22 protein-coding genes and 1 other annotated feature are annotated in these 20371 nt (G+C 37.7%); of the genes, 21 read left to right on the forward strand and 1 reads right to left on the reverse strand.

Going from position 1 to position 20371, the window contains the following annotated elements; translation table 11 throughout:
- Positions 1-8: 8 nt before the first annotated feature.
- Complete coding sequence (locus AC3ANV_RS07320) at positions 9-935, reverse strand: Na/Pi symporter (RefSeq protein ID WP_488312975.1); 927 nt, start codon at positions 933-935, stop codon at positions 9-11.
- A gap of 227 nt (positions 936-1162) precedes the next feature.
- On the opposite strand from AC3ANV_RS07320, the gene rpsU reads away from it, so the two are divergent.
- The 21 genes from rpsU to rpoD all read left to right on the forward strand — a co-directional run bounded on the left by rpsU (position 1163) and on the right by rpoD (position 20319).
- Complete coding sequence (gene rpsU / locus AC3ANV_RS07325; RefSeq protein ID WP_007087607.1) at positions 1163-1336, forward strand: 30S ribosomal protein S21; 174 nt, start codon at positions 1163-1165, stop codon at positions 1334-1336.
- A 15-nt stretch (positions 1337-1351) separates the two neighbouring features.
- Complete coding sequence (locus AC3ANV_RS07330) at positions 1352-1798, forward strand: GatB/YqeY domain-containing protein (protein WP_488312976.1); 447 nt, start codon at positions 1352-1354, stop codon at positions 1796-1798.
- A 429-nt stretch (positions 1799-2227) separates the two neighbouring features.
- A complete protein-coding gene (locus AC3ANV_RS07335; protein WP_488312977.1) occupies positions 2228-2860 on the forward strand; it encodes an NfeD family protein in 633 nt (210 codons plus the stop codon).
- A gap of 23 nt (positions 2861-2883) precedes the next feature.
- A complete protein-coding gene (gene floA, locus AC3ANV_RS07340) occupies positions 2884-3873 on the forward strand; it encodes a flotillin-like protein FloA (RefSeq protein WP_488312978.1) in 990 nt (329 codons plus the stop codon).
- A 41-nt stretch (positions 3874-3914) separates the two neighbouring features.
- Positions 3915-4379, forward strand: a complete 465-nt coding sequence (locus AC3ANV_RS07345; RefSeq protein ID WP_488312979.1) for a hypothetical protein — start codon at positions 3915-3917, stop codon at positions 4377-4379.
- Positions 4380-4474: 95 nt separating this feature from the next.
- The gene (yqfC, locus tag AC3ANV_RS07350) at positions 4475-4777 is read left to right on the forward strand and encodes a sporulation protein YqfC (RefSeq protein ID WP_488312980.1); all 303 of its coding nucleotides are present in this window, start codon (positions 4475-4477) and stop codon (positions 4775-4777) included.
- A complete protein-coding gene (yqfD, locus tag AC3ANV_RS07355; protein ID WP_488312981.1) occupies positions 4774-5967 on the forward strand; it encodes a sporulation protein YqfD in 1194 nt (397 codons plus the stop codon). Before yqfC ends, yqfD begins: the two co-directional genes overlap by 4 nt.
- Complete coding sequence (locus AC3ANV_RS07360; protein WP_488312982.1) at positions 5964-6932, forward strand: PhoH family protein; 969 nt, start codon at positions 5964-5966, stop codon at positions 6930-6932. The genes yqfD and AC3ANV_RS07360 overlap by 4 nt, the downstream gene beginning before the upstream one ends.
- Positions 6933-7475: 543 nt before the next feature.
- Positions 7476-9647, forward strand: a complete 2172-nt coding sequence (locus AC3ANV_RS07365) for an HD family phosphohydrolase (RefSeq protein ID WP_488312983.1) — start codon at positions 7476-7478, stop codon at positions 9645-9647.
- Complete coding sequence (gene ybeY, locus AC3ANV_RS07370; RefSeq protein ID WP_488312984.1) at positions 9644-10114, forward strand: rRNA maturation RNase YbeY; 471 nt, start codon at positions 9644-9646, stop codon at positions 10112-10114. The genes AC3ANV_RS07365 and ybeY overlap by 4 nt, the downstream gene beginning before the upstream one ends.
- 79 nt (positions 10115-10193) lie before the next feature.
- Entirely contained in the window at positions 10194-10484 is a 291-nt protein-coding gene (locus AC3ANV_RS07375) for a diacylglycerol kinase family protein (protein ID WP_488312985.1), read from the forward strand.
- 192 nt (positions 10485-10676) lie between these two features.
- Positions 10677-11078 (forward strand): cytidine deaminase, encoded by a 402-nt coding sequence (locus AC3ANV_RS07380; protein WP_488312986.1) that lies wholly within the window; start codon positions 10677-10679, stop codon positions 11076-11078.
- Positions 11068-11991, forward strand: coding sequence for a GTPase Era (gene era, locus AC3ANV_RS07385; protein ID WP_488312987.1), 924 nt, complete (start codon positions 11068-11070; stop codon positions 11989-11991). The genes AC3ANV_RS07380 and era overlap by 11 nt, the downstream gene beginning before the upstream one ends.
- Positions 11992-12150: 159 nt before the next feature.
- The gene (locus AC3ANV_RS07390) at positions 12151-12294 is read left to right on the forward strand and encodes a YqzL family protein (protein WP_223591330.1); all 144 of its coding nucleotides are present in this window, start codon (positions 12151-12153) and stop codon (positions 12292-12294) included.
- 33 nt (positions 12295-12327) lie between these two features.
- Positions 12328-13080 carry a DNA repair protein RecO gene (gene recO, locus AC3ANV_RS07395; protein WP_488312988.1) on the forward strand — a complete coding sequence of 251 codons (753 nt, stop codon included), beginning with the start codon at positions 12328-12330 and terminating at the stop codon, positions 13078-13080.
- 50 nt (positions 13081-13130) lie between these two features.
- Positions 13131-13316, forward strand: a binding site (T-box leader).
- Between the two features lie 193 nt (positions 13317-13509).
- Positions 13510-14892 carry a glycine--tRNA ligase gene (locus AC3ANV_RS07400; RefSeq protein ID WP_488312989.1) on the forward strand — a complete coding sequence of 461 codons (1383 nt, stop codon included), beginning with the start codon at positions 13510-13512 and terminating at the stop codon, positions 14890-14892.
- Between the two features lie 140 nt (positions 14893-15032).
- Positions 15033-15665 (forward strand): transcriptional regulator CcpN, encoded by a 633-nt coding sequence (gene ccpN / locus AC3ANV_RS07405; protein WP_488312990.1) that lies wholly within the window; start codon positions 15033-15035, stop codon positions 15663-15665.
- A 31-nt stretch (positions 15666-15696) separates the two neighbouring features.
- Positions 15697-16506 carry a pyruvate, water dikinase regulatory protein gene (locus AC3ANV_RS07410; protein WP_488312991.1) on the forward strand — a complete coding sequence of 270 codons (810 nt, stop codon included), beginning with the start codon at positions 15697-15699 and terminating at the stop codon, positions 16504-16506.
- A 410-nt stretch (positions 16507-16916) separates the two neighbouring features.
- The gene (locus AC3ANV_RS07415; RefSeq protein WP_488314156.1) at positions 16917-17171 is read left to right on the forward strand and encodes a DUF188 domain-containing protein; all 255 of its coding nucleotides are present in this window, start codon (positions 16917-16919) and stop codon (positions 17169-17171) included.
- Positions 17172-17336: 165 nt separating this feature from the next.
- Positions 17337-19145, forward strand: a complete 1809-nt coding sequence (gene dnaG / locus AC3ANV_RS07420) for a DNA primase (RefSeq protein WP_488312992.1) — start codon at positions 17337-17339, stop codon at positions 19143-19145.
- A 43-nt stretch (positions 19146-19188) separates the two neighbouring features.
- Complete coding sequence (gene rpoD, locus AC3ANV_RS07425) at positions 19189-20319, forward strand: RNA polymerase sigma factor RpoD (RefSeq protein WP_307404038.1); 1131 nt, start codon at positions 19189-19191, stop codon at positions 20317-20319.
- Positions 20320-20371: the final 52 nt, after the last annotated feature.

Raw genomic sequence — 20371 nt, forward strand, 5'->3', positions numbered from 1 at the left:
ACTATATTTTAAGATTTTTTTCCATGAAGGAATAAAATCATCTCTCCAAATTTCGTTGCAAAGGGTAATATCAGCAATGATGTTGCGACATTAAAGATGACACTGATATGTGCCAGTTGAACATCCTTATGGCTGGCTAGGAGAGCAGCGTGATCGGTTAAAATCGGAATAAGCGGTATAAAAAGCAATACCCCAAATACGTTAAGCCAAACATGCGCATATGCGGCAAGTCTGGACTCCTTTCCACCGCCTATGGAGGCAATGATGGCCGTAATACATGTGCCAATATTTGCACCTAGCATAATCGCAATTCCCGCATTTAGCTGCAATAGTCCGGCCGTTAAAAATCCCATGGCTATTCCTGTCATGGCCGTACTGGACTGGATAATGGCTGTAATAATTGTACCTGTTAATAGACTATAGAAAATACTGTCATTAATAGATAGGATAAATTTATTTATAAAGGGAAGAGTTGTTAATGGATGTGCCAAAATCTCGAATCCCTTCATCGCGGTAAAAACTGAGGCTATTCCAAATAAAAGCATTCCAATACTTCTTGCCTTTTTGTTTTTAAATAAAATAAGCAATGCTCCTCCGGTTGCCAGTGGAACAAGAATGGAGTCCAGGTTGAAGGTAATTAATTCTGTCTTAAACGTAGTCCCAATATTTGTCCCTAAAATGATCCCTATTGATTGAGGAAAGGTCATGATTTTGGCTGAAATCAATCCTATGGTAATTACCATCACAGCTGTGCTGCTTTGTAATAGTGCAGTAATGAATGTACCTGTTACCATTCCTTTTAAGGGTGAACTTGTCAGTTTGATCAGCCATAATCGCAATTTATCTGCTGACAGATTGAATAATCCAAATCTAATAATTGTCATACCGAAAATAAATAATAAAATGCAGAGCACAAATAATAAAATGTAAAGCATATCTTAGGCCTCCTCGATTCATTCTATGGTCAGGAAGGAAAGGACATGCCACAATTCAAGGGAAAATAAGACTTCTATATGAATAAATTACATTTTTATGAATAAAAATTTGAAAAGCTTGCTTTAACTATTCGAATTACAGTTGACCTTGTATCAAGGTTATATTATAATTGCAAGGTACATGGATTGAATGTAAGTGTGTTGTGTTTCGGAGGGAGGGAAAGAGAATGTCTAAAACCGTCGTTCGTAAAAACGAATCGCTTGAAGATGCTCTTCGTCGCTTCAAACGTACAGTATCAAAAACTGGTACTTTGCAAGAGGCAAGAAAGCGCGAATTCTACGAAAAGCCAAGTGTAAAACGTAAGAAAAAGTCTGAAGCAGCAAGAAAACGTAAGTTTTAAGAGAGGGTGTAATTTATGAGTCTTCTCGAGCGTTTAAATAATGACATGAAACAAGCGATGAAAAACAAGGAAAAAGACAAACTCTCCGTAATTCGGATGGTAAAAGCTTCGTTGCAAAATGAAGCGATTAAGCTCGGCACGAAAGAGCTTTCCGAAAATGATGAGTTAACAGTCCTTTCTCGCGAAGTAAAACAACGCAAAGACTCCCTCCATGAATTTGATAAAGCAGGTCGTGAAGACTTGGTTGATAAATTGCGTACAGAATTGACTTATGTTGAACTGTACTTACCGAAACAGCTTTCCGAAGAAGAGTTGACAGAAATCGTGAAAGAAACGGTCTCTGAAATCGGTGCAACATCAAAAGCGGATATGGGAAAAGTGATGGCTGCGTTGATGCCGAAGGTAAAAGGCAAAGCAGATGGGTCACTTGTTAATAAACTTGTACAACAACACCTTTCATAAGTATTCTGACATCAAGGCCGTAAGCATTTATGCTTACGGTTTTTATTTTAGATTAAAAAAATATATGTTGAACTTCGATTACTGTCCGGCTCCCGGCGATTCGTGTTTCCTTTATCTCATACGGTGCGCTCCAGTCCTGTCGTGCGCTAAACGGGCGCCTTTGCTTTTCTACATAAGAAAGTATAAATTTTGACTTTGAGAATTGTCTAGCTCCGGCGCCCAGCGGCTAGTGTACTTCGCTCACCTCCTTACGATAAGTCAACATCGAATCGTAAAAAACACGATTCGTGTTTCCTTTATCTCATACGGTGCGCTCCAGTCCATACGCCGCTAACCGGGCGCCTTTGCTTTTCTACAAAAAAGGTGAAACTTTATTGAATATTAAACGTACATATTAACGTCAGGTAAAAGATAGAAGGGGGGGTTTGTATGGTTGAATTTCTTACTGACCCGATTGTAGTGACCGTGCTTTTGACAATTGCCGGAGTCGGTATCGTAATTGAGCTTTTTTCTCCTAAATTTGGAGTGCCGGGATTTATTGGAGTAATTGCATTACTGTTATTTTTTTATGGACATTTTCAATCAGGTATGGCCGGATATGGAACACTCCTACTGTTTGGAGCAGGTATCCTTCTTATTTTTCTGGAGTTTTTTTTACCGGGTGCGATTTCAGGAACAATTGGAACAGCATTATTAATTTTGAGTCTTTTTATAGCGGGAGGGAATGCCCTGCAAATGGGGGTATCTATACTAATCTCTCTTTTCTTTACGATTTTAGCATTCTTTATGATGATCAAAGTTTTTGACAAGAAGTTAATTCTCTTCAATAAAATGGTTTTATTTGATTCAGCCCGGAAAGAAGATGGTTATGTTTCGAATATTAATCGTACTGACCTTTTGGACAAAGAAGGAATAGCTTTAACCATTTTACGGCCTGCAGGGACGGTTATTATTAATTCTGAACGGATTGATGCTGTGAGTGAAGGCGGGTTCATTGATCAAAACGCCAAGGTGAAGGTAATTAAGGTTGAAGGTGCCCGCATTGTTGTAAGAGAGATATAATTATTTTGGAGGAGGTTTTGGAGTTGGTAACAAGTGGAACCATTTTTATAATTGCGATTGTAATTGTTGTTTTAATCTTTTTAGGAATATTATTATCCTTTGTTCCGGTAATGCTTTGGATATCTGCCCTTGCCGCAGGTGTTCGTGTAAGTATTTTTACCTTAGTTGGAATGAGGCTGCGCAGGGTTACCCCAAGCAAAGTCATAAACCCGCTTATTAAGGCCCATAAAGCCGGCTTAAATGTAACAACCAATCAGCTGGAAAGTCATTATCTGGCAGGCGGGAATGTGGACCGTGTTGTGAATGCGCTTATTGCTGCCCATCGAGCAAATATTGAATTATCATTTGAACGCGGTGCGGCAATAGATCTCGCCGGACGCGATGTGTTGCAAGCGGTGCAAATGAGTGTAAATCCTAAAGTAATTGAGACACCATTTATACCGGGTGTTGCAATGAATGGTATTGAAGTGAAGGTAAAAGCAAGAATTACCGTACGTGCAAACATTGAGCGTCTCGTCGGCGGTGCAGGTGAGGAAACAGTTATTGCCCGTGTCGGTGAAGGAGTTGTGTCTACGATTGGTTCAGCGGACAGCCATTTCAAAGTACTGGAAAAGCCTGATTTAATTTCGCAAACAGTGCTATCAAAGGGGCTTGATGCAGGTACTGCATTTGAGATTCTTTCGATTGACATAGCTGATGTCGATGTTGGTAAAAACATCGGTGCTGAATTACAAACTGAACAGGCCGAAGCAGATAAGAAGATCGCACAAGCTAAAGCTGAAGAGCGCAGAGCTATGGCCGTTGCCCAAGAACAGGAAATGAAAGCAAAAGTACAAGAAATGAGAGCGAAGGTAGTAGAAGCTGAAGCAGAAGTTCCACTGGCAATGGCTGAAGCCCTTAAGTCCGGAAATATTGGTGTTATGGACTATATGAATATAAAAAATATTTCCGCTGATACAGACATGCGGGACTCAATTGGGAAGATAACAGGTGAGAAGAAGGACGATAAGTAACAACCACCATTCGGATATTTTTGAAAAAAGGAGGGTGGAAATTGAATACGTTAATTTTCATGATTATCGTTGGAATTCTCTCAACCATATATAGTAAAGCAAAAGGGAATAAGGGAACAGCCAAAAATAATCCATTTTCAGTCAATAATATAGATGATCTTCGGGAGAGGTTTAATAATAAAAAAACGACTAATCCTCCAAGACAAAAAAGCCCGATTCCATCTGTGAAATCAGAAAATCAGCCAGGTAATTTGGAAAGTATTGAAAAAAAATATTTAAAAATAAAACAAGTGTCTGAAGGCAATCCAGCTGATATGTCCACTCCTCTTCGTCCTGAACTAAAACAAATGGAACAAGTAAAAAAGACTTTCAACGATAGAAAAGAAGAAGAGGGTACGGTATTTTTAGAAAGTCCGGATGCCAAAATATTGGTCAATGGGATTATCTGGGCAGAAATCCTCGGAGAACCACGCTCGAAAAAGCCTTATTTTGTAAAAAATAAATAAATCCTTTTTAAATAAACAAGGATGTAAAAAGGAAAAAGATGTGCTAGAACCCCCTTTTATTTCATAAATATGAGATGAAAGGGGGTTCTTTTTTTATGGCAAAAACATTGGGCCAACGCGTCCGGAGCTGGATGGCAAAAAAAATGGATCTTCCTCAAGATGTCATGATGGATTTACCCCGTATAACGATGATAGGGCAGATTCATATATACATTGAAAATCATAGAGGTTTATTGGCCTTTACGGATAAAGAACTGCGCTTGTTGTTAAAACAAGGGCAGTTATTAATAAAAGGCAATGCATTCGTAATAAAGACAATTTTACCTGAAGAAATTTTACTGGAAGGCAAAATAGATCAGGTCATTTATATAAATGAAAATTCGGGAGGAACAAAATGAAAAACCAGTGGATCGAATTTTTATATGGCAGGGTAATAGTCAAGGTATCAGGAAGGGGAATTGAACGATTTTTAAATATTCTTACCAGAAATGGCCTCCATATTTGGAATGTAAGACGGCATGGTACCGAAACAGTTACATTCAAAATGAGGCTTCAGGATGCAAAGAACATTAGGCATTTCGCACGGAAAAGCGAATGCTCGATATCATTTTTACAGCGAAGCGGTATGCCGTTCTTAATAAAACGGTTGTTAAAAAACAGTGGATTTTTAGCAGGGGCAGCCGTTTTCTTACTAATCATTTTGTTTTTATCGAATGTCATTTGGGGAATTGAAATAAAAGGAGCAAAACCTGCAACAGAGTATCAAATCCGTAAAGAATTGGATAAGATGGGCGTTAAAATTGGTAAAGTGCAGTTTTTTGTCGACAATGTTGAAGGCATTCAGAGGAAGCTGACTAATAGCATTGGTGCACTAACCTGGGTTGGCGTGGAATTAAGAGGGACAACCTATCACTTTCAAGTAGTTGAAAAAAATGAACCGAAAAAACCTGAGCTATTATCACCTAGGAATCTAGTAGCAAAAAAGAAAGCCACAATAGTGAGGATGGATATTGATGAAGGCCAACAAGTTGTTAGTAAAAATGATCAAGTTCAACGGGGGCAATTACTCGTTTCCGGAGAAATAGGGCAGGAAGGGAATACAGAACTTGTACCGGCAAAAGGTGAAGTTTGGGGAGAAACATGGTATAAGAGCCATGTTGAGCTGCCGCTCCAAACAAATTTTAAAGTATTCAACGGGAAGGAAGAACAAAAATATTTCATTGAAATAGGTAAATTTGATTTACCGATATGGGGATTTGGAAAATCAAAATTTAAGGAATCTGAAACAGAAAAGAACGTTCACAAAATTCATTTTTTAAAATGGGAACTGCCCATTTCCTACGTTAACAAAACCATTCGTGAACGTGAAGAGATAACCCGTACCTATACAAATCAAGAGGCAGAACAAATAGCGCTTGAGATGGCTAAAAAAGAAATAAAAAGCCATTTAGATGAAGATGCTATCATTAAAGATGAAAAGATTTTACACAAAGCAATTGAAAATGGTAAAGTTATACTAGATATCCATTTTAAGATAATCGAAAATATTGCTGTCGGACAACCGATATCCAAGGAGACTCATGAATGACAGAAGAGCTAAAAACAATAAATGTACAACTGGAAAACCCTGCAGAAGCGATTTCTCTTTTAGGGAATTCGGATTCGAATATAAAAATTATTGAACAAGAACTGGATGTATCTATTGTCACTAGAGGTGAATCTGTTAGTTTGTCAGGTGATAAAGATCATGTAGAAATGGCAAGTCAAATTCTAAATAACCTAATTTTCTTAATCCGCAGAGGTGTAAATATTAGCCAGCGGGACGTTTTGTATGCAATTCAAATGGCTCAAAAAGGAACTCTCGAATATTTTGTTAATTTGTACGATGAGGAAATTGCCAAAAATGTAAAAGGGAAAACGATTCGTATTAAGACCCTTGGTCAAAGACAATATGTGATGGCAATCAAAAAAAATGACCTTGTCTTTGGAATTGGGCCAGCCGGAACAGGTAAAACCTATCTCGCTGTCGTAATGGCTGTTAATGCCCTTAAAAATGGTCAGGTCAATCGAATAATTTTAACAAGACCTGCTGTAGAAGCCGGTGAAAGTCTTGGATTTCTTCCAGGGGATTTAAAAGAGAAGGTCGACCCTTACCTTCGGCCACTGTATGATGCACTTCATGATATTCTGGGTACCGAACATACCCAGCGATTAATTGAACGCGGGACGATTGAAATTGCTCCGCTTGCTTATATGAGGGGCAGAACATTAGACGATGCTTTCGTTATTTTAGACGAAGCGCAGAATACAACTCATGCTCAAATGAAAATGTTTTTAACCCGGCTCGGGTTTGGTTCGAAAATGGTCATTACAGGCGACCAAACACAGGTGGATTTACCGAAAGGCGTAAAATCAGGTTTAATTGTGGCGGAGGAAATACTCCTGGACGTAAAGGGGATTTCGTTTGTGTTCTTAGAGCAAAGTGACGTTGTTCGCCATCCGCTCGTCGGTAGAATCATCGAAGCATACGGTAAGAAGACTGATCAAAAATAAAACTATGCAAGTAAAAGGATAAACCTTTAATTTGGTTTATCTTTTTTATTTTGGCTATGTTAAAGCTCAATGTTGATTTAGCTCCCTATGTTGATTGAAGCGGAAGGCACGAGACTCCTCGAAAATGCTATCGAATTTTCTTCGTGCGGTGAGTATTCGTGGAAGCCTATTCAAAGTCCTGCGGGAAAAGCAGGTCAAGGGAGACCCCGCAGGCGCTTAGCGCCGAAGAGGCTCCCGACCGCCCGCGGAAAGCGAGTGCCTGGAGCAGAAATCAACAAGCAAATTTAACAGAGTCTTTATTTTAAAAAAATGTGTATAATGAATCTTCTTTTAGCAGGTGAAAAGTCTCGGGAAAACTGTTATCATTTTACATAAAGTAAATTGTCAATAAAAATCTATTTTAAAACAAGGATTTTCTACAATTTCTACCTAAATGCAGTTTCTGTGAAAAAATTTATTTCGGGTTTGGATAGAAAGACCCGTCTAATGTCTAAGTGCCGCAATAATGGTATATTGCTTGTTAAGGGCCGTGGAGGGATTTAATTGGAAAAACTGCAGCAGCACTTCATTCAAATACGGAAGCTCCTTGATATTACTTTTTTTCGAGTATTATCTTTTCTTGTTTTAGGAATTGTCCTTTATGCTGCCATGTTTAGTAATGTAAAACCTGAAAAACTGGATTTGAATTTGTTTTCGATTGCTCAAAAAACAATTCGCTCACCCGGGACAGTCGAAGATAAACAAAGTACTGAAAAAAAGCGAAAAGAAGCTTTGGATCAGGTTCAAGATGTATATACCTTAAAAAAGGAGTATACTCAAAATCGAGTTGACTTAATTACCTCTATATTTGATTCAGCTTCTGAAGTGAATGAAGAAATTAAAGAGGAAATGAAGAAACAATCTGAAGCTTCTGCGGATAAATCTACAAAAGTTGCGGAACCAAGTGTTCCTGAAAAAGTAATAAAGTTAAAAGCAAAATTGACCCCGAGTGTGACCAAGGATCTTTCTGATCAGGTTTTTTCAGGAATCGTCCAAGCTGGAAAGGAAGATTTGTCAATCGCAAAAGATTTAACGGTGACAGCGATTAACAATGTAATGGCCAAAAGAATTTCTGCAGATGATGTTGAAAATGCTAAAAAAAGAGTAGAAGAAGAATTAAAATATTCTACTTTGAATGATGACTTAAAAAGTGCGGCAATTGAATTGGGAAGATATGCAGTTATTCAGAATGAATTTTATGACCCGGTAGCTACAGAGGAATTACGCCAGCAAGCAGCGGAAAGTGTCGAGCCGGTTAAGATTCTACAGGGGCAAATAATCGTTGAAGAAGGAGCATTAATTAACCGGGAAATTTATCGCCAGCTAAAGCTTGTCGGATTACTGGCCAATGAAAAATCTTTTAAGCCTTTTATTGGATTAGCATTTTTCATCATCCTTATTCTTTCAGCGATCTATTATTATTTTTATCAAATGAAAACAGACCCGGAAAAAAGGCAAACCAATCTACTCTTGTTCGGGATTATTTTCATTCTGGCTATTTTTTCCTTAAAGATAGTTAGCTTGCTACAAATATTTAATTATTCCGGTATTGGCTATCTGTTTCCTGCTGCCATGGGCGGCATGCTAATCAAGATATTAATTGATGAAAAGCTTGCGGTGCTCATGTCTATCATTTTGGCAGTCTGTGGTAGCGTTGTTTTTAATGAAGGGATTACGGGTACCTTTAATTTTTCGGAAGGGATCTATATTCTTTTCAGTGCGTTAGCGGGTATTCTTTTTTTAAGTAATCAAAATCAAAGGTCAAAAATTTTACAGGCCGGATCATTTGCAGCCGCGGTTAATCTCCTTACGATTTGGACCTTAATGCTTTTGCCTAATGGACAATTTTCCGGTCTCGAATATGGTTATTATTTTTTAACTGCCATTGTTTCCGGTATTGCTTCTGCAGTTTTAACGATTGGATTATTGCCATTCTTTGAGGCAAGCTTTGGAATTCTATCAACCATGAGGCTTATCGAACTATCGAATCCAAACCACCCGCTTCTAAGGAAGATTTTAATGGAGGCACCCGGTACTTACCATCATAGCGTGATGGTAGCTAACTTGGCAGAGTCCGCATGTGAAGCCATTGGGGCAAACGGGCTTTTGGCGAGAGTTGGAAGCTATTATCATGATATTGGAAAAACGAGACGCCCTAACTTTTTTATCGAAAATCAAATGCACCTTGATAATCCGCATGACCGTCTGCCGCCGGAAAAAAGTGCGAACATTATCATTGACCATGTGATAGAAGGCTCTACTATTTTGAAGAAATATCATATGCCAAAGGAACTGATTGAAATTGCCGAACAGCATCATGGAACAACCCTTCTTAAATTTTTTTACCATAAGGCTCTTCAGAATGGAACCGAAACAAAGGAAGAAGATTTTCGTTATCCGGGTCCTAAGGCACAGTCAAAGGAGTCTGCAATTGTTGGTATTGCAGATAGTGTCGAGGCAGCAGTGCGTTCGTTGACAACACCAACACCGGAGTTAATTGAGTCACTGGTTAAAAAAATCGTTGCGGATCGGCTTCAGGATGGACAATTGAATGAATGTGACCTAACATTAAAGGAACTTGAAACAGTGTCCCACACTCTATGTGAAACATTAAAGGGGATTTTCCACTCAAGGATCGAATATCCAGAATTGACGAAGAAGGTGAAACAAGCTTGAATTTAATGATAGATTTTTTAGATGAAACCAATGAAGTATCAGAAGAACAAATCCATGAAATAGAAAGTTTATTAAACTTTGCAGCAAAAAAAGAGAAGGTTGAAGAACAAAGCGAAGTTTCCGTTACATTTGTTTCTAACGAACGAATTCAGGAGATAAACAGTGAATATCGCCACAAAGATAATCCTACTGATGTCATCTCATTTGCAATGGAAGAATTGGGTGAAGGGGAAGTCGAATTAATAGGCGTTGAGATGCCTCGTGTTTTAGGAGATATTATTATTTCGGTTCCAAAAGCGAAGGAACAGGCGGAAGAATTTGGTCATTCCTTTTTACGTGAACTTGGTTTTCTATCGGTGCATGGTTTTTTACACCTTTTAGGCTATGACCATATGACCGAGGCTGACGAAAAAGTGATGTTCACCCTGCAGAAGGACATTCTAAACGAATATGGGCTCACACGGTAAACGAAAAGCCATTTCATTGTTGGAATCCTTCTCTTTTGCAATCAATGGCATCCGAACTGCAATCATAGCTGAAAGGAATATGAGAATACATCTATTTAGTTCTGTCATCGTAATCGGTTGTTCCATTTTTTTCTCAATATCGACGACTGAATGGCTTATTGTCCTAATACTGATTGGCGGTATGTTTGCCTTAGAATTAGTAAATTCAGGAATAGAGCGTGTAGTCGATCTGGTAACAGAGGAATACCACCCGTTTGCGAAACAGGCTAAGGATTTGGCTGCCGGTGCGGTCTTTATCTATGCAGTCGTTTCAGTAGTGATTGGGATTGTTATTTTTTTGCCGTATATTTTAAAAATGTTTGCAGATTAGTGTGTTTTAGAAGAAATTTGAAATGGGTTTATCATTCCGTTAAAATGATTTATCAAGAAGAATTACAAGTTGATTTAATTTATGAGAAAATTCAAAATTTTTATTACATTTTAGCTATAAGTAATGTTTTTATCTTCTTTTTGAGGTAAAATATAGATAACAGCAGATACCTGCTGGAAGGGAAGAATACGTTTGAACATTGATCAATTAATTGAAGAAGCAAAATCAGCAAGAGAAAAAGCCTATGTTCCATATTCTAAATTTGGAGTAGGAGCAGCCATTTTAACAAAAGATGGAAAAGTATATCGAGGATGTAATATAGAAAATGCAGCTTATAGTATGTGTAATTGTGCTGAAAGAACTGCCATTTTTAAAGCATATTCAGAAGGTGATCGAGATTTTCAACTTCTTGCAGTCGTTGCCGATACAGACCGCCCTTGCTCTCCATGCGGTGCTTGCCGCCAAGTAATTTCCGAATTATGTCCTAAAGATATGAAAGTGGTTTTAACTAATCTTAAAGGGGAAATAAAGGAATTTACTGTTGAAGAATTATTGCCAGGGGCTTTTTCACCGGAGGATCTCCATGCTAAATAATTGGGACGACAACAAGGGCTACAAATCAGGGTTTATTTCTATAATAGGAAGACCAAATGTAGGAAAATCGACATTTCTTAATCGGGTCATTGGCCAAAAAATTGCCATCATGAGCGATAAACCTCAAACTACACGTAATAAAATTCAAGGTGTTTTGACATTAGAAAATACCCAAATGATTTTTATTGATACACCGGGTATCCATAAACCAAAACATAAATTAGGCGATTTTATGATGAAAGTGGCACAAAACACGTTAAAAGAAGTGGATTTAATCTTATTTATGGTTAACGCTGCAGAAGGATTTGGACGCGGTGAAGAATTTATTCTTGAAAAATTCCAAACGGTAAACACACCTATCTTTCTTGTAATCAATAAAATTGATCAAATCCACCCTGATGATTTATTACCGATTATTGATTCATATAAAGAAAAATATCCTTTTAAAGAGGTTGTTCCAATATCTGCACTTGAAGGGAATAATGTCGACCGCCTTTTGGAACAAATTAAAACGTACCTGCCGGAAGGACCGCAATATTATCCTGCTGATCAGGTTACCGATCACCCTGAAAGGTTTATCATTACAGAATTAATTCGAGAAAAGGCACTGCATTTAACAAGGGAAGAAATTCCTCACTCTTTGGCTGTTGTTCTTGATAAAATCGAGAGACCTGAGGGGAAGGATATTATCAATGTGATGGCGACTGTCATTGTTGAAAGAGATTCACAAAAAGGAATTATTATTGGAAAAAAAGGCAGTATGCTTAAGGAAATAGGGATGCGTGCCCGTGTGGATATAGAAAATCTCCTAGGGTCTAAAGTTTTCCTTGAGCTTTGGGTAAAAGTCCAGAAGGATTGGCGAAATAAAATGTCCCAGCTTCGCGATTTCGGCTTTAATGAAGATGAATATTGATTAATAACCCTATCTAAAATATTTCACTATTTATAAAAATATGCATGGACAACATTAACAAATTTTTCGTCTTATGATTTTGGAAAGACAGGCTATGATAATTGTAAGGTTTGGGATTTTTAAAAAGGCTAGTCTAAATAATGAAAGGTGGGGTTTTCGATGATGGATTTTACGTGGAAAGTATTTACCCAGACAGGTAATATTGACACATATCTTCTCTTTAAAGAGCTTGAGAAGGAAAACCAAGAAATACCCGGAAATCTGAATGAAGAGCTAGCACAAATAGATTTTCCCGTTTCATAAGTATGTCTTTAGCCTGCACAGGATGTGATTTAAATGCTTCAAAAATGTGAAGGCATCGTTATTAGAACAACAGATTATGGTGAAACAAATAAAATTGTTACTTTCTATACACGGGAATGGGGGAAGATTGGCGTAATGGCAAGAGGCGCTAAAAAGCCCAATAGCCGCCTTTCCTCCATTACCCAGCTGTTTACTCACGGATATTTTCTTGTACAAAAAGGAACAGGCCTGGGAAGCCTGCAGCAGGGGGAAATTATAACCTCTATGCGTTCCATAGGCGAAGACATCTTTTTAACGGGTTATGCCAGTTATATTGTCGAATTAACGGATAAATGTACAGAAGATAAAAAACCAAACCCTTTTCATTTTGAATTACTTTATCAAACATTAAATTATATGAACGACGGCTTTGATCCGGAAGTATTGATGAATATTTATGAAATGAAAATGCTAAATGTTATGGGTATGTATCCAATATTAAATCAATGTTCCGTTTGCGGCAGTACAGACGGACTTTTTTCTTTTTCCATTAGAGAAGGCGGTATAATCTGTCACCGTTGTCTTGAAAAAGACCCGTACCATTTGAAAATATCACAATCAACTGTAAAACTATTACGGCTATTTTATTATTTTGATCTTTCAAGGTTAGGGAATATTTCAGTAAAAGAAGAAACAAAGGCTGAGTTAAAAAAAGTAATCTCAGCCTATTACGATGAATATTCAGGGTTATACTTAAAAACGAAGAAATTTCTCAGTTCGATGGATCAATTTAAAAATCTCTTATAGAAGACTTGTTGACAATTTTTCAAGTTTTCGTTAATATCTTTTTAATAAGAATAGTTGCTGTGACGGAAAATAGTACTTAGCACTCTCTATAAAAGCGAACCTAGGGCGGTGGAAGCTAGGGTATAGGGAACTAAGGAAGGCATTCCTGAGCAATCATGTGTTTATTTACACATTTTAAAGAGGCTGCTTTTGAAGCAGCAAATAGGGTGGAACCGCGGGTAACTCTCGTCCCTATGCTTACTAAGCATAGAGACGGGAGTTTTTTATTTAATAGCGGAAACGCCTTCGGAACAAGTACAGCGTGTTCCTGCGATGTTTATACTAAGGAACTTTTCTTAGTGGTTAGCCCCGACAAGCTTATTCGGGAAGAAAACAGGCTAGGCGCTGGAGCTGGAGCTGGATATTTTATCTTAAAAGGAGCGAGTAATAATGAATGTAACGATGGAGCAAATTGTTTCCCATGCAAAGCACAGAGGCTTTATTTTTCCAGGTTCAGAAATTTACGGGGGTCTTGCCAACACATGGGATTATGGCCCATTAGGTGTCGAATTTAAAAATAATATTAAACAAGCTTGGTGGAAAAAATTTGTTCAGGAATCCCCTTATAATGTTGGGTTAGATGCCAGTATCTTAATGAACCCAAGAACATGGGAAGCTTCCGGACATATCGGAAATTTCAATGACCCGATGATTGATTGTAAAAATTGTAAAGCACGCCATCGTGCTGATAAATTAATTGAAAATGCTCTTGAGGAAAAGGGCATTGAGATGATTGTCGATGGATTGCCATTTGAAAAAATGGAGGAATTAGTAAAAGAGCATAATATTGCTTGTCCGGATTGTGGCAGTCATGATTTCACAGGCATTCGCCAATTTAATTTAATGTTTAAAACATTTCAAGGTGTAACGGAAACAAGCACGAATGAGATCTTCCTTCGTCCTGAAACCGCCCAAGGTATTTTTGTTAATTTTAAGAATGTACAGCGTACCATGAGAAAGAAATTACCTTTTGGAATTGCACAAATCGGAAAAAGCTTTCGTAATGAAATTACACCAGGTAATTTTACTTTCCGTACAAGAGAGTTCGAACAAATGGAATTAGAATTTTTCTGTAAGCCGGGTGATGAATTGGAATGGTTTGATTATTGGAAGCAATTTGCTGAAAAATGGCTACTTTCATTAGGCCTTAATCGTGAAAATCTAAGACTTCGTGACCATTCAGAAGATGAACTTTCCCACTACAGTAATGCTACCACCGATTTTGAATTTAAATTTCCGTTTGGATGGGGAGAACTATGGGGGGTTGCATCGAGAACAGATTATGATTTGAAACAGCATATGCAATTTTCCGGTGAAGACTTCAATTATCTTGATCCGGAAACAAATGAAAGGTATATCCCTTACTGTATCGAACCATCATTGGGTGCTGACCGAGTGACTCTAGCCTTTTTAATTAATGCCTATGATGAAGAGCAGTTGGAGGATGGCACTTCTAGAACAGTTATGCATTTCCATCCTGCTTTAGCACCATTCAAAGCAGCGGTATTACCATTATCAAAAAAATTGTCTGATGAAGCAAAAGAGGTATTCACCACATTATCAAAACATTTCTTAGTTGATTATGATGAAGCAGGCTCTATCGGTAAACGTTATCGCCGCCATGATGAAATAGGTACTCCGTTCTGTATTACTTATGATTTTGATTCGAAGGAAGACCAAATGGTTACCGTCCGAGATCGTGATACGATGGAACAAAAACGAATCCCAATCACAGATCTTGTAAGCTTTATTCAAGAGAAGATTAACTTTTAAGAAAAAGGTGCGGAAAATCCCGCACCTTTTTCATAAGCGAAGTTCCGCCCCTTTTCCACAAAAAATAATTAGTATATAATATTGTTATTAAAGTATAACGTTTTCGTACGTGAAAGGTCTATACATAAAGGTTTGATAAGGTGGTGAGGGCAATAGAACTGACTAAGCGCCAGGAACTAATTTTGCAAATCGTTAAGGACAATGGTCCGATCACGGGAGAGCATATTGCAGATCAATTAAGCTTAACTCGGGCTACACTCAGACCCGATTTGGCGATTTTAACGATGGCAGGATATTTAGACGCTAGACCTCGGGTGGGGTATTTCTATACAGGAAAATCCGGGACTCAGCTTCTAACTGAAAATCTTCAAAAAATTTATGTAAAAGATTACCAATCAATTCCTGTTGTGGTTAATGAAAATGTTTCAGTATATGACGCTATCTGTACAATGTTCCTTGAAGATGTGGGAACATTATTTGTTGTAGACCAGCATTCCCTTTTAGTTGGGGTTTTGTCACGTAAGGATTTGCTAAGAGCAAGTATTGGCAAACAAGAGCTTACGACTATTCCTGTCAATATTATTATGACAAGGATGCCGAATATTACGATGTGTGAAAGGGAAGATTTGTTAATTGACATTGCGAAGAAATTAATTGATAAGCAAATTGATTCCTTACCGATTGTTAGGAAAGCAGATAAAGGGTACGAAGTGATCGGCAGAATTACCAAAACGAACATTACAAAAGCCTTTGTTGCACTTGGGAATGAATAACATAATATTTAAAAGGAGTTGTTAAGGGAGAATGAGTTTGCCGATTATATATGTCGTATCTGACTCTGTAGGGGAAACTGCTGAACTTGTGACAAAAGCGGCAATTAGCCAGTTTAATGGTTCAGGAATGACATTAAAAAGGTTCCCATATGTTGAAGACAAAGAACATATTGATGAAGTATTATCACTTGTTACGATGGACAAGGCAATGGTGGCTTACACACTGGTGAAGCCCGAAATGCGGGAATATATGAAAGAACAGGCAAATCAAGAGGGAATTCAAGCTGTGGATTTAATTGGCCCTGTAATGGATCAAATTCAAATATACAGTGGGAAAACACCTTTATGTGAGCCGGGGCTTGTTAGAAAACTGGATGAAGATTATTTTAAAAAAGTGGAAGCAATTGAATTTGCGGTAAAATATGATGATGGGCGTGATCCAAGAGGAATTTTAAAAGCAGATATTGTTTTAATAGGGGTTTCAAGGACATCTAAAACACCTTTATCACAATACCTGGCCCATAAACGTTTAAAAGTTGCCAATGTTCCTCTTGTACCGGAAGTGGACCCGCCTGAAGAACTATACAAGGTTCCGGTAGAAAAATGCTTCGGTTTGAAAATAAGCCCCGAAAAGTTAAATAATATTAGACGCGAACGGTTAATATCATTAGGGTTAAATGACCAAGCCAGTTATGCAAACATCGAACGGATTAAAGAAGAATTAACCTTCTTTGATAAAGTGGTAAGTAAAATTAATTGCCCAGTTATTGACGTAACGAATAAGGCGGTAGAAGAAACCGCAAATGTTATCCTTAATTACATTCAGAAAAGAAGAGCATAGCACATAATCATTGGATTATGTGTTTCTTTTTTGAAAGGCTATGTTAAAGCTCAATTTTGATTTTGCTTACTATGTTGATTGGAGCGGAAATCAACGGGCAAGTTTAATATCGCCTAAAAAAAGTTATAGCAAAATTAAAATGAATATACTATAATAAAAAATTGTGATAAAAATGAATCTTTTAGGTTTAGACTTGCATGTGAACGAATAAACTATTTATTGTTAGATGTCAAGGGAACCTAGTGAAAAAAATTCGACATAAATCCTTTTTATAAAAGTTAACGGTTAAAGAAGGAATATGTGGAGTGATGTAGAATTATTACTTATATTAAAGGCATTCCGACTATTTTTGTCGATACAGACTCCTGCACGGTAAAGAGGAGATTGTCGAAAGTGCTTCCGAATTTTCCATTAAAGTTCTATTTGTCCCTTCCTACCATCATCATGTAAGTAAGGAGAATACATATGTAACTTGGAAATATGTTGAGTCATGGAAGGAAGCTGCAGACATGTTCATTATGAACCATACCGTGAATGGAGATATTGTTATTACACAAAATATTGGACTTGCTACTACCTTTTTGCCTAAGGGTGTTCATCTTTTATCTCCAAGGGGGATTTTATTTGAGGAAAAAGAAATCCAAACTGCCCTTGATTTACGGTAGTTAAAGCCAAAGCGAGAAAAAGACGCGTATATGGAAAAGGACCAAAACCCTTTCATTCAGAAGATCGGGCAAAATTTATGATGGCATTAACAAAAATTTTGTCGAAATTTGCAGGGATTTAGTAATATTTGTTGAATACCTTTTAGTATAATTGGAGTTGTTTTCATGGCAGACCGTATTGCCGAAGAAAAAATTAATCAAATTCGTCAGGCTGTTGATATCGTCGAAATAATCAGCGATTATGTTCAACTGAAAAAACAGGGGCGAAATTACTTCGGATTATGTCCTTTCCATGGAGAAAATACCCCATCATTTTCCGTATCGCCCGATAAACAAATTTTCCATTGCTTTGGTTGCGGCGCTGGCGGAAATGCTTTCTCATTTTTAATTGAGCTTGAGGGGATCTCATTTCAGGAAGCTGCCATTAAACTGGCTACCAGGGCAAATATTGATCTTCAATTGAATTTCTCTACAGTTGGTAAAGAAAAAACAGTTTCCAAAGAGCTTCAAACCATGCTTGATGCACATGAGCTTTTACGTAAATTTTACCACCACTTACTGGTAAATACAAAAGAAGGTCAACATGCATTAGAGTATCTGCTTGAAAGAGGTTTTACTCGAGAATCTATTGATAAGTTTCAAATTGGTTATTCCTTGAATTCCTGGGATTTTGTTTGTAAGTTTCTTTTAAAAAGGGAATTTGCACCTGAATGGATTGAAAAAGCCGGATTGATTATTAAGCGTGAAAAGGATGGGACCTATTTTGACCGATTCAGGGATCGAATCATGTTTCCGATTTTTGATCGAAATGGAAATACGATTGCATTTTCCGGGAGATCACTTGGGGCCGAAGAGCCCAAATATTTAAATAGTCCCGAAACAGCAATCTTTAATAAAAGTAAAATTTTATACAATTTTCATTTAGCTAAACCCCATATGCGAAAAATGCAGCAAGCTGTTTTATTTGAAGGGTTTGCCGATGTAATCGCTGCAGCCAGATCCGGAGTGGAAAATGGGATTGCCACGATGGGGACATCATTGACGGAAGAGCATATTAACCTTTTAAGGCAAAACGTCCAATCCGTAATCATCTGTTATGATTCCGATAAAGCCGGGATTGAAGCTGCATATCGTGCAGGAAATCTTCTTGCAGATGCAGAAATTCAATTAAAAGTGGCTATGATGCCCAATGAACAGGATCCCGATGAATACATCAAAGTAAATGGTCCTGAAAAATTCCGCAACGAAGTAATTGGTGCCAGTTTAACCTGGATGTCTTTCAAATTTCTTTATTTTCGCAGAGGAAAAAACCTGCAGCTTGAAGGAGATCGTCTAGCGTATATCGAAGAAATACTGAAGGAAATCAGCAAATTGACAAAAGCTGTTGAAAAAGACCATTATCTCAGACAGCTTGCTTCTGAATTTTCACTTTCATTGGATGCGTTAAAACAGCAGCAAAAACAAATTTTCTTTGCTGACAAAAGAAAGTCCAATGGAAAAAATCAAACGGAAAATAGACCCTTGCAAAATTTTAGGCAAGTGAATGAATTAAAGCCTGCTCATTTTACAGCTGAGAGGCGTTTAATTGCCCATATGTTGAAAAATCGCGATGTGGCTTACAAAGTCCGGGATTTATTGAAAGGCAATACGTTTAATATTGATGAACATCAGGCAATAATTACCTATCTATTTGGATTTTACGAGGATCATTTTAATCCTGATTCCAGCGCGTTTTTAACCTATATTCAAGATGACAATCTTAGAAGGATGGTTGCCAACATAGAAATGATGTCCATTAATGAAGAGCTAAGCAACCAAGAATTAACTGATTATATCAAACAGGTGTTGAATTATCAAAAATTGTTAAAGATAAAAGAAAAAGAAGTGGAAGAAAAAGAAGCAGAACGTCAAAAGAATTATTCGAAAGCTGCTGCAATTGCAATGGAAATCCTTCAATTGCGTAAATCTCTATAGATGCCATTATGTAGTTTCTTTTATTCTGGAAGGAGGGGGACCTATGGCTGCTGAAAAATCAGCCCGTTCAAAAGAGGCCGAGAATGAATTGACCTTTGAACAAGTGAAAGACCAGTTAACAGAACTGGGTAAAAAAGTCGGCGTCCTTGCCTATGATGATGTTGCCGAAAAATTGGCAAATTTTGATTTAGAATCTGAGCAAATGGATGAATTTTTAGAATTTTTAGGTGATCAAGGAATAGAATTGGTAGGAGAAAATGAAGACGAAGATCCTGACATCAAAAAATTATCAAAAGAAGATGACGATGAATTTGATCTAAATGATCTAAGCGTTCCTCCCGGAGTTAAAATAAATGATCCGGTTCGTATGTACTTGAAAGAAATTGGCCGTGTTGATTTGCTTTCTGCTGAAGAGGAAATTAAACTGGCTAACCGTATTGAAGAAGGGGATGAAGAGGCAAAACGGCGCCTCGCTGAAGCAAACCTCCGCCTTGTAGTAAGTATTGCAAAGAGGTATGTAGGCCGTGGAATGCTATTTCTTGATCTCATTCAAGAAGGAAATATGGGACTTATTAAAGCAGTTGAAAAGTTTGATTACCGTAAAGGATTTAAGTTTAGTACGTATGCGACATGGTGGATACGCCAAGCGATCACAAGGGCAATCGCAGATCAGGCAAGAACCATCCGTATTCCTGTGCATATGGTTGAAACGATTAATAAACTGATCAGGGTTCAGCGTCAATTACTACAGGACCTTGGCCGCGAACCAACGCCGGAAGAAATCGGTGAAGATATGGATTTAACCCCGGATAAGGTGCGGGAAATTTTAAAAATCGCCCAGGAGCCGGTATCTCTTGAAACACCGATTGGTGAAGAAGATGATTCCCATCTTGGGGATTTCATTGAAGATCAGGATGCAACATCCCCGTCAGAGCATGCGGCTTATGAATTATTAAAAGAGCAGCTCGAAGATGTTCTGGATACATTAACAGACCGGGAAGAAAATGTTCTTCGATTACGGTTTGGTTTGGATGATGGACGTACGCGAACCCTTGAAGAAGTTGGAAAAGTTTTTGGGGTTACACGTGAGCGAATCCGCCAAATAGAAGCAAAAGCATTGCGGAAATTGCGCCACCCAAGCCGCAGTAAACGACTTAAAGACTTTTTAGAATAAAATATAATCCTTCAAAAGTTTACTCCTTAAAGGAGTAAACTTTTTTTGTCGT

The organism is Neobacillus sp. DFD-2R (assembly GCF_057747865.1).

What these genes read in the sequence shown, in the direction of transcription:
- AC3ANV_RS07320 (WP_488312975.1), bottom strand. Translation starts at nt 935, where the DNA reads ATGCTTTACATTTTATTATTTGTGCTCTGCATTTTATTATTTATTTTC.
- rpsU (WP_007087607.1), top strand. Translation starts at nt 1,163, where the DNA reads ATGTCTAAAACCGTCGTTCGTAAAAACGAATCGCTTGAAGATGCTCTT.
- AC3ANV_RS07330 (WP_488312976.1), top strand. Translation starts at nt 1,352, where the DNA reads ATGAGTCTTCTCGAGCGTTTAAATAATGACATGAAACAAGCGATGAAA.
- AC3ANV_RS07335 (WP_488312977.1), top strand. Translation starts at nt 2,228, where the DNA reads ATGGTTGAATTTCTTACTGACCCGATTGTAGTGACCGTGCTTTTGACA.
- yqfC (WP_488312980.1), top strand. Translation starts at nt 4,475, where the DNA reads ATGGCAAAAACATTGGGCCAACGCGTCCGGAGCTGGATGGCAAAAAAA.
- yqfD (WP_488312981.1), top strand. Translation starts at nt 4,774, where the DNA reads ATGAAAAACCAGTGGATCGAATTTTTATATGGCAGGGTAATAGTCAAG.
- AC3ANV_RS07360 (WP_488312982.1), top strand. Translation starts at nt 5,964, where the DNA reads ATGACAGAAGAGCTAAAAACAATAAATGTACAACTGGAAAACCCTGCA.
- AC3ANV_RS07375 (WP_488312985.1), top strand. Translation starts at nt 10,194, where the DNA reads ATGAGAATACATCTATTTAGTTCTGTCATCGTAATCGGTTGTTCCATT.
- era (WP_488312987.1), top strand. Translation starts at nt 11,068, where the DNA reads ATGCTAAATAATTGGGACGACAACAAGGGCTACAAATCAGGGTTTATT.
- AC3ANV_RS07390 (WP_223591330.1), top strand. Translation starts at nt 12,151, where the DNA reads ATGATGGATTTTACGTGGAAAGTATTTACCCAGACAGGTAATATTGAC.
- recO (WP_488312988.1), top strand. Translation starts at nt 12,328, where the DNA reads ATGCTTCAAAAATGTGAAGGCATCGTTATTAGAACAACAGATTATGGT.
- AC3ANV_RS07400 (WP_488312989.1), top strand. Translation starts at nt 13,510, where the DNA reads ATGAATGTAACGATGGAGCAAATTGTTTCCCATGCAAAGCACAGAGGC.
- AC3ANV_RS07410 (WP_488312991.1), top strand. Translation starts at nt 15,697, where the DNA reads ATGAGTTTGCCGATTATATATGTCGTATCTGACTCTGTAGGGGAAACT.
- dnaG (WP_488312992.1), top strand. Translation starts at nt 17,337, where the DNA reads ATGGCAGACCGTATTGCCGAAGAAAAAATTAATCAAATTCGTCAGGCT.
- rpoD (WP_307404038.1), top strand. Translation starts at nt 19,189, where the DNA reads ATGGCTGCTGAAAAATCAGCCCGTTCAAAAGAGGCCGAGAATGAATTG.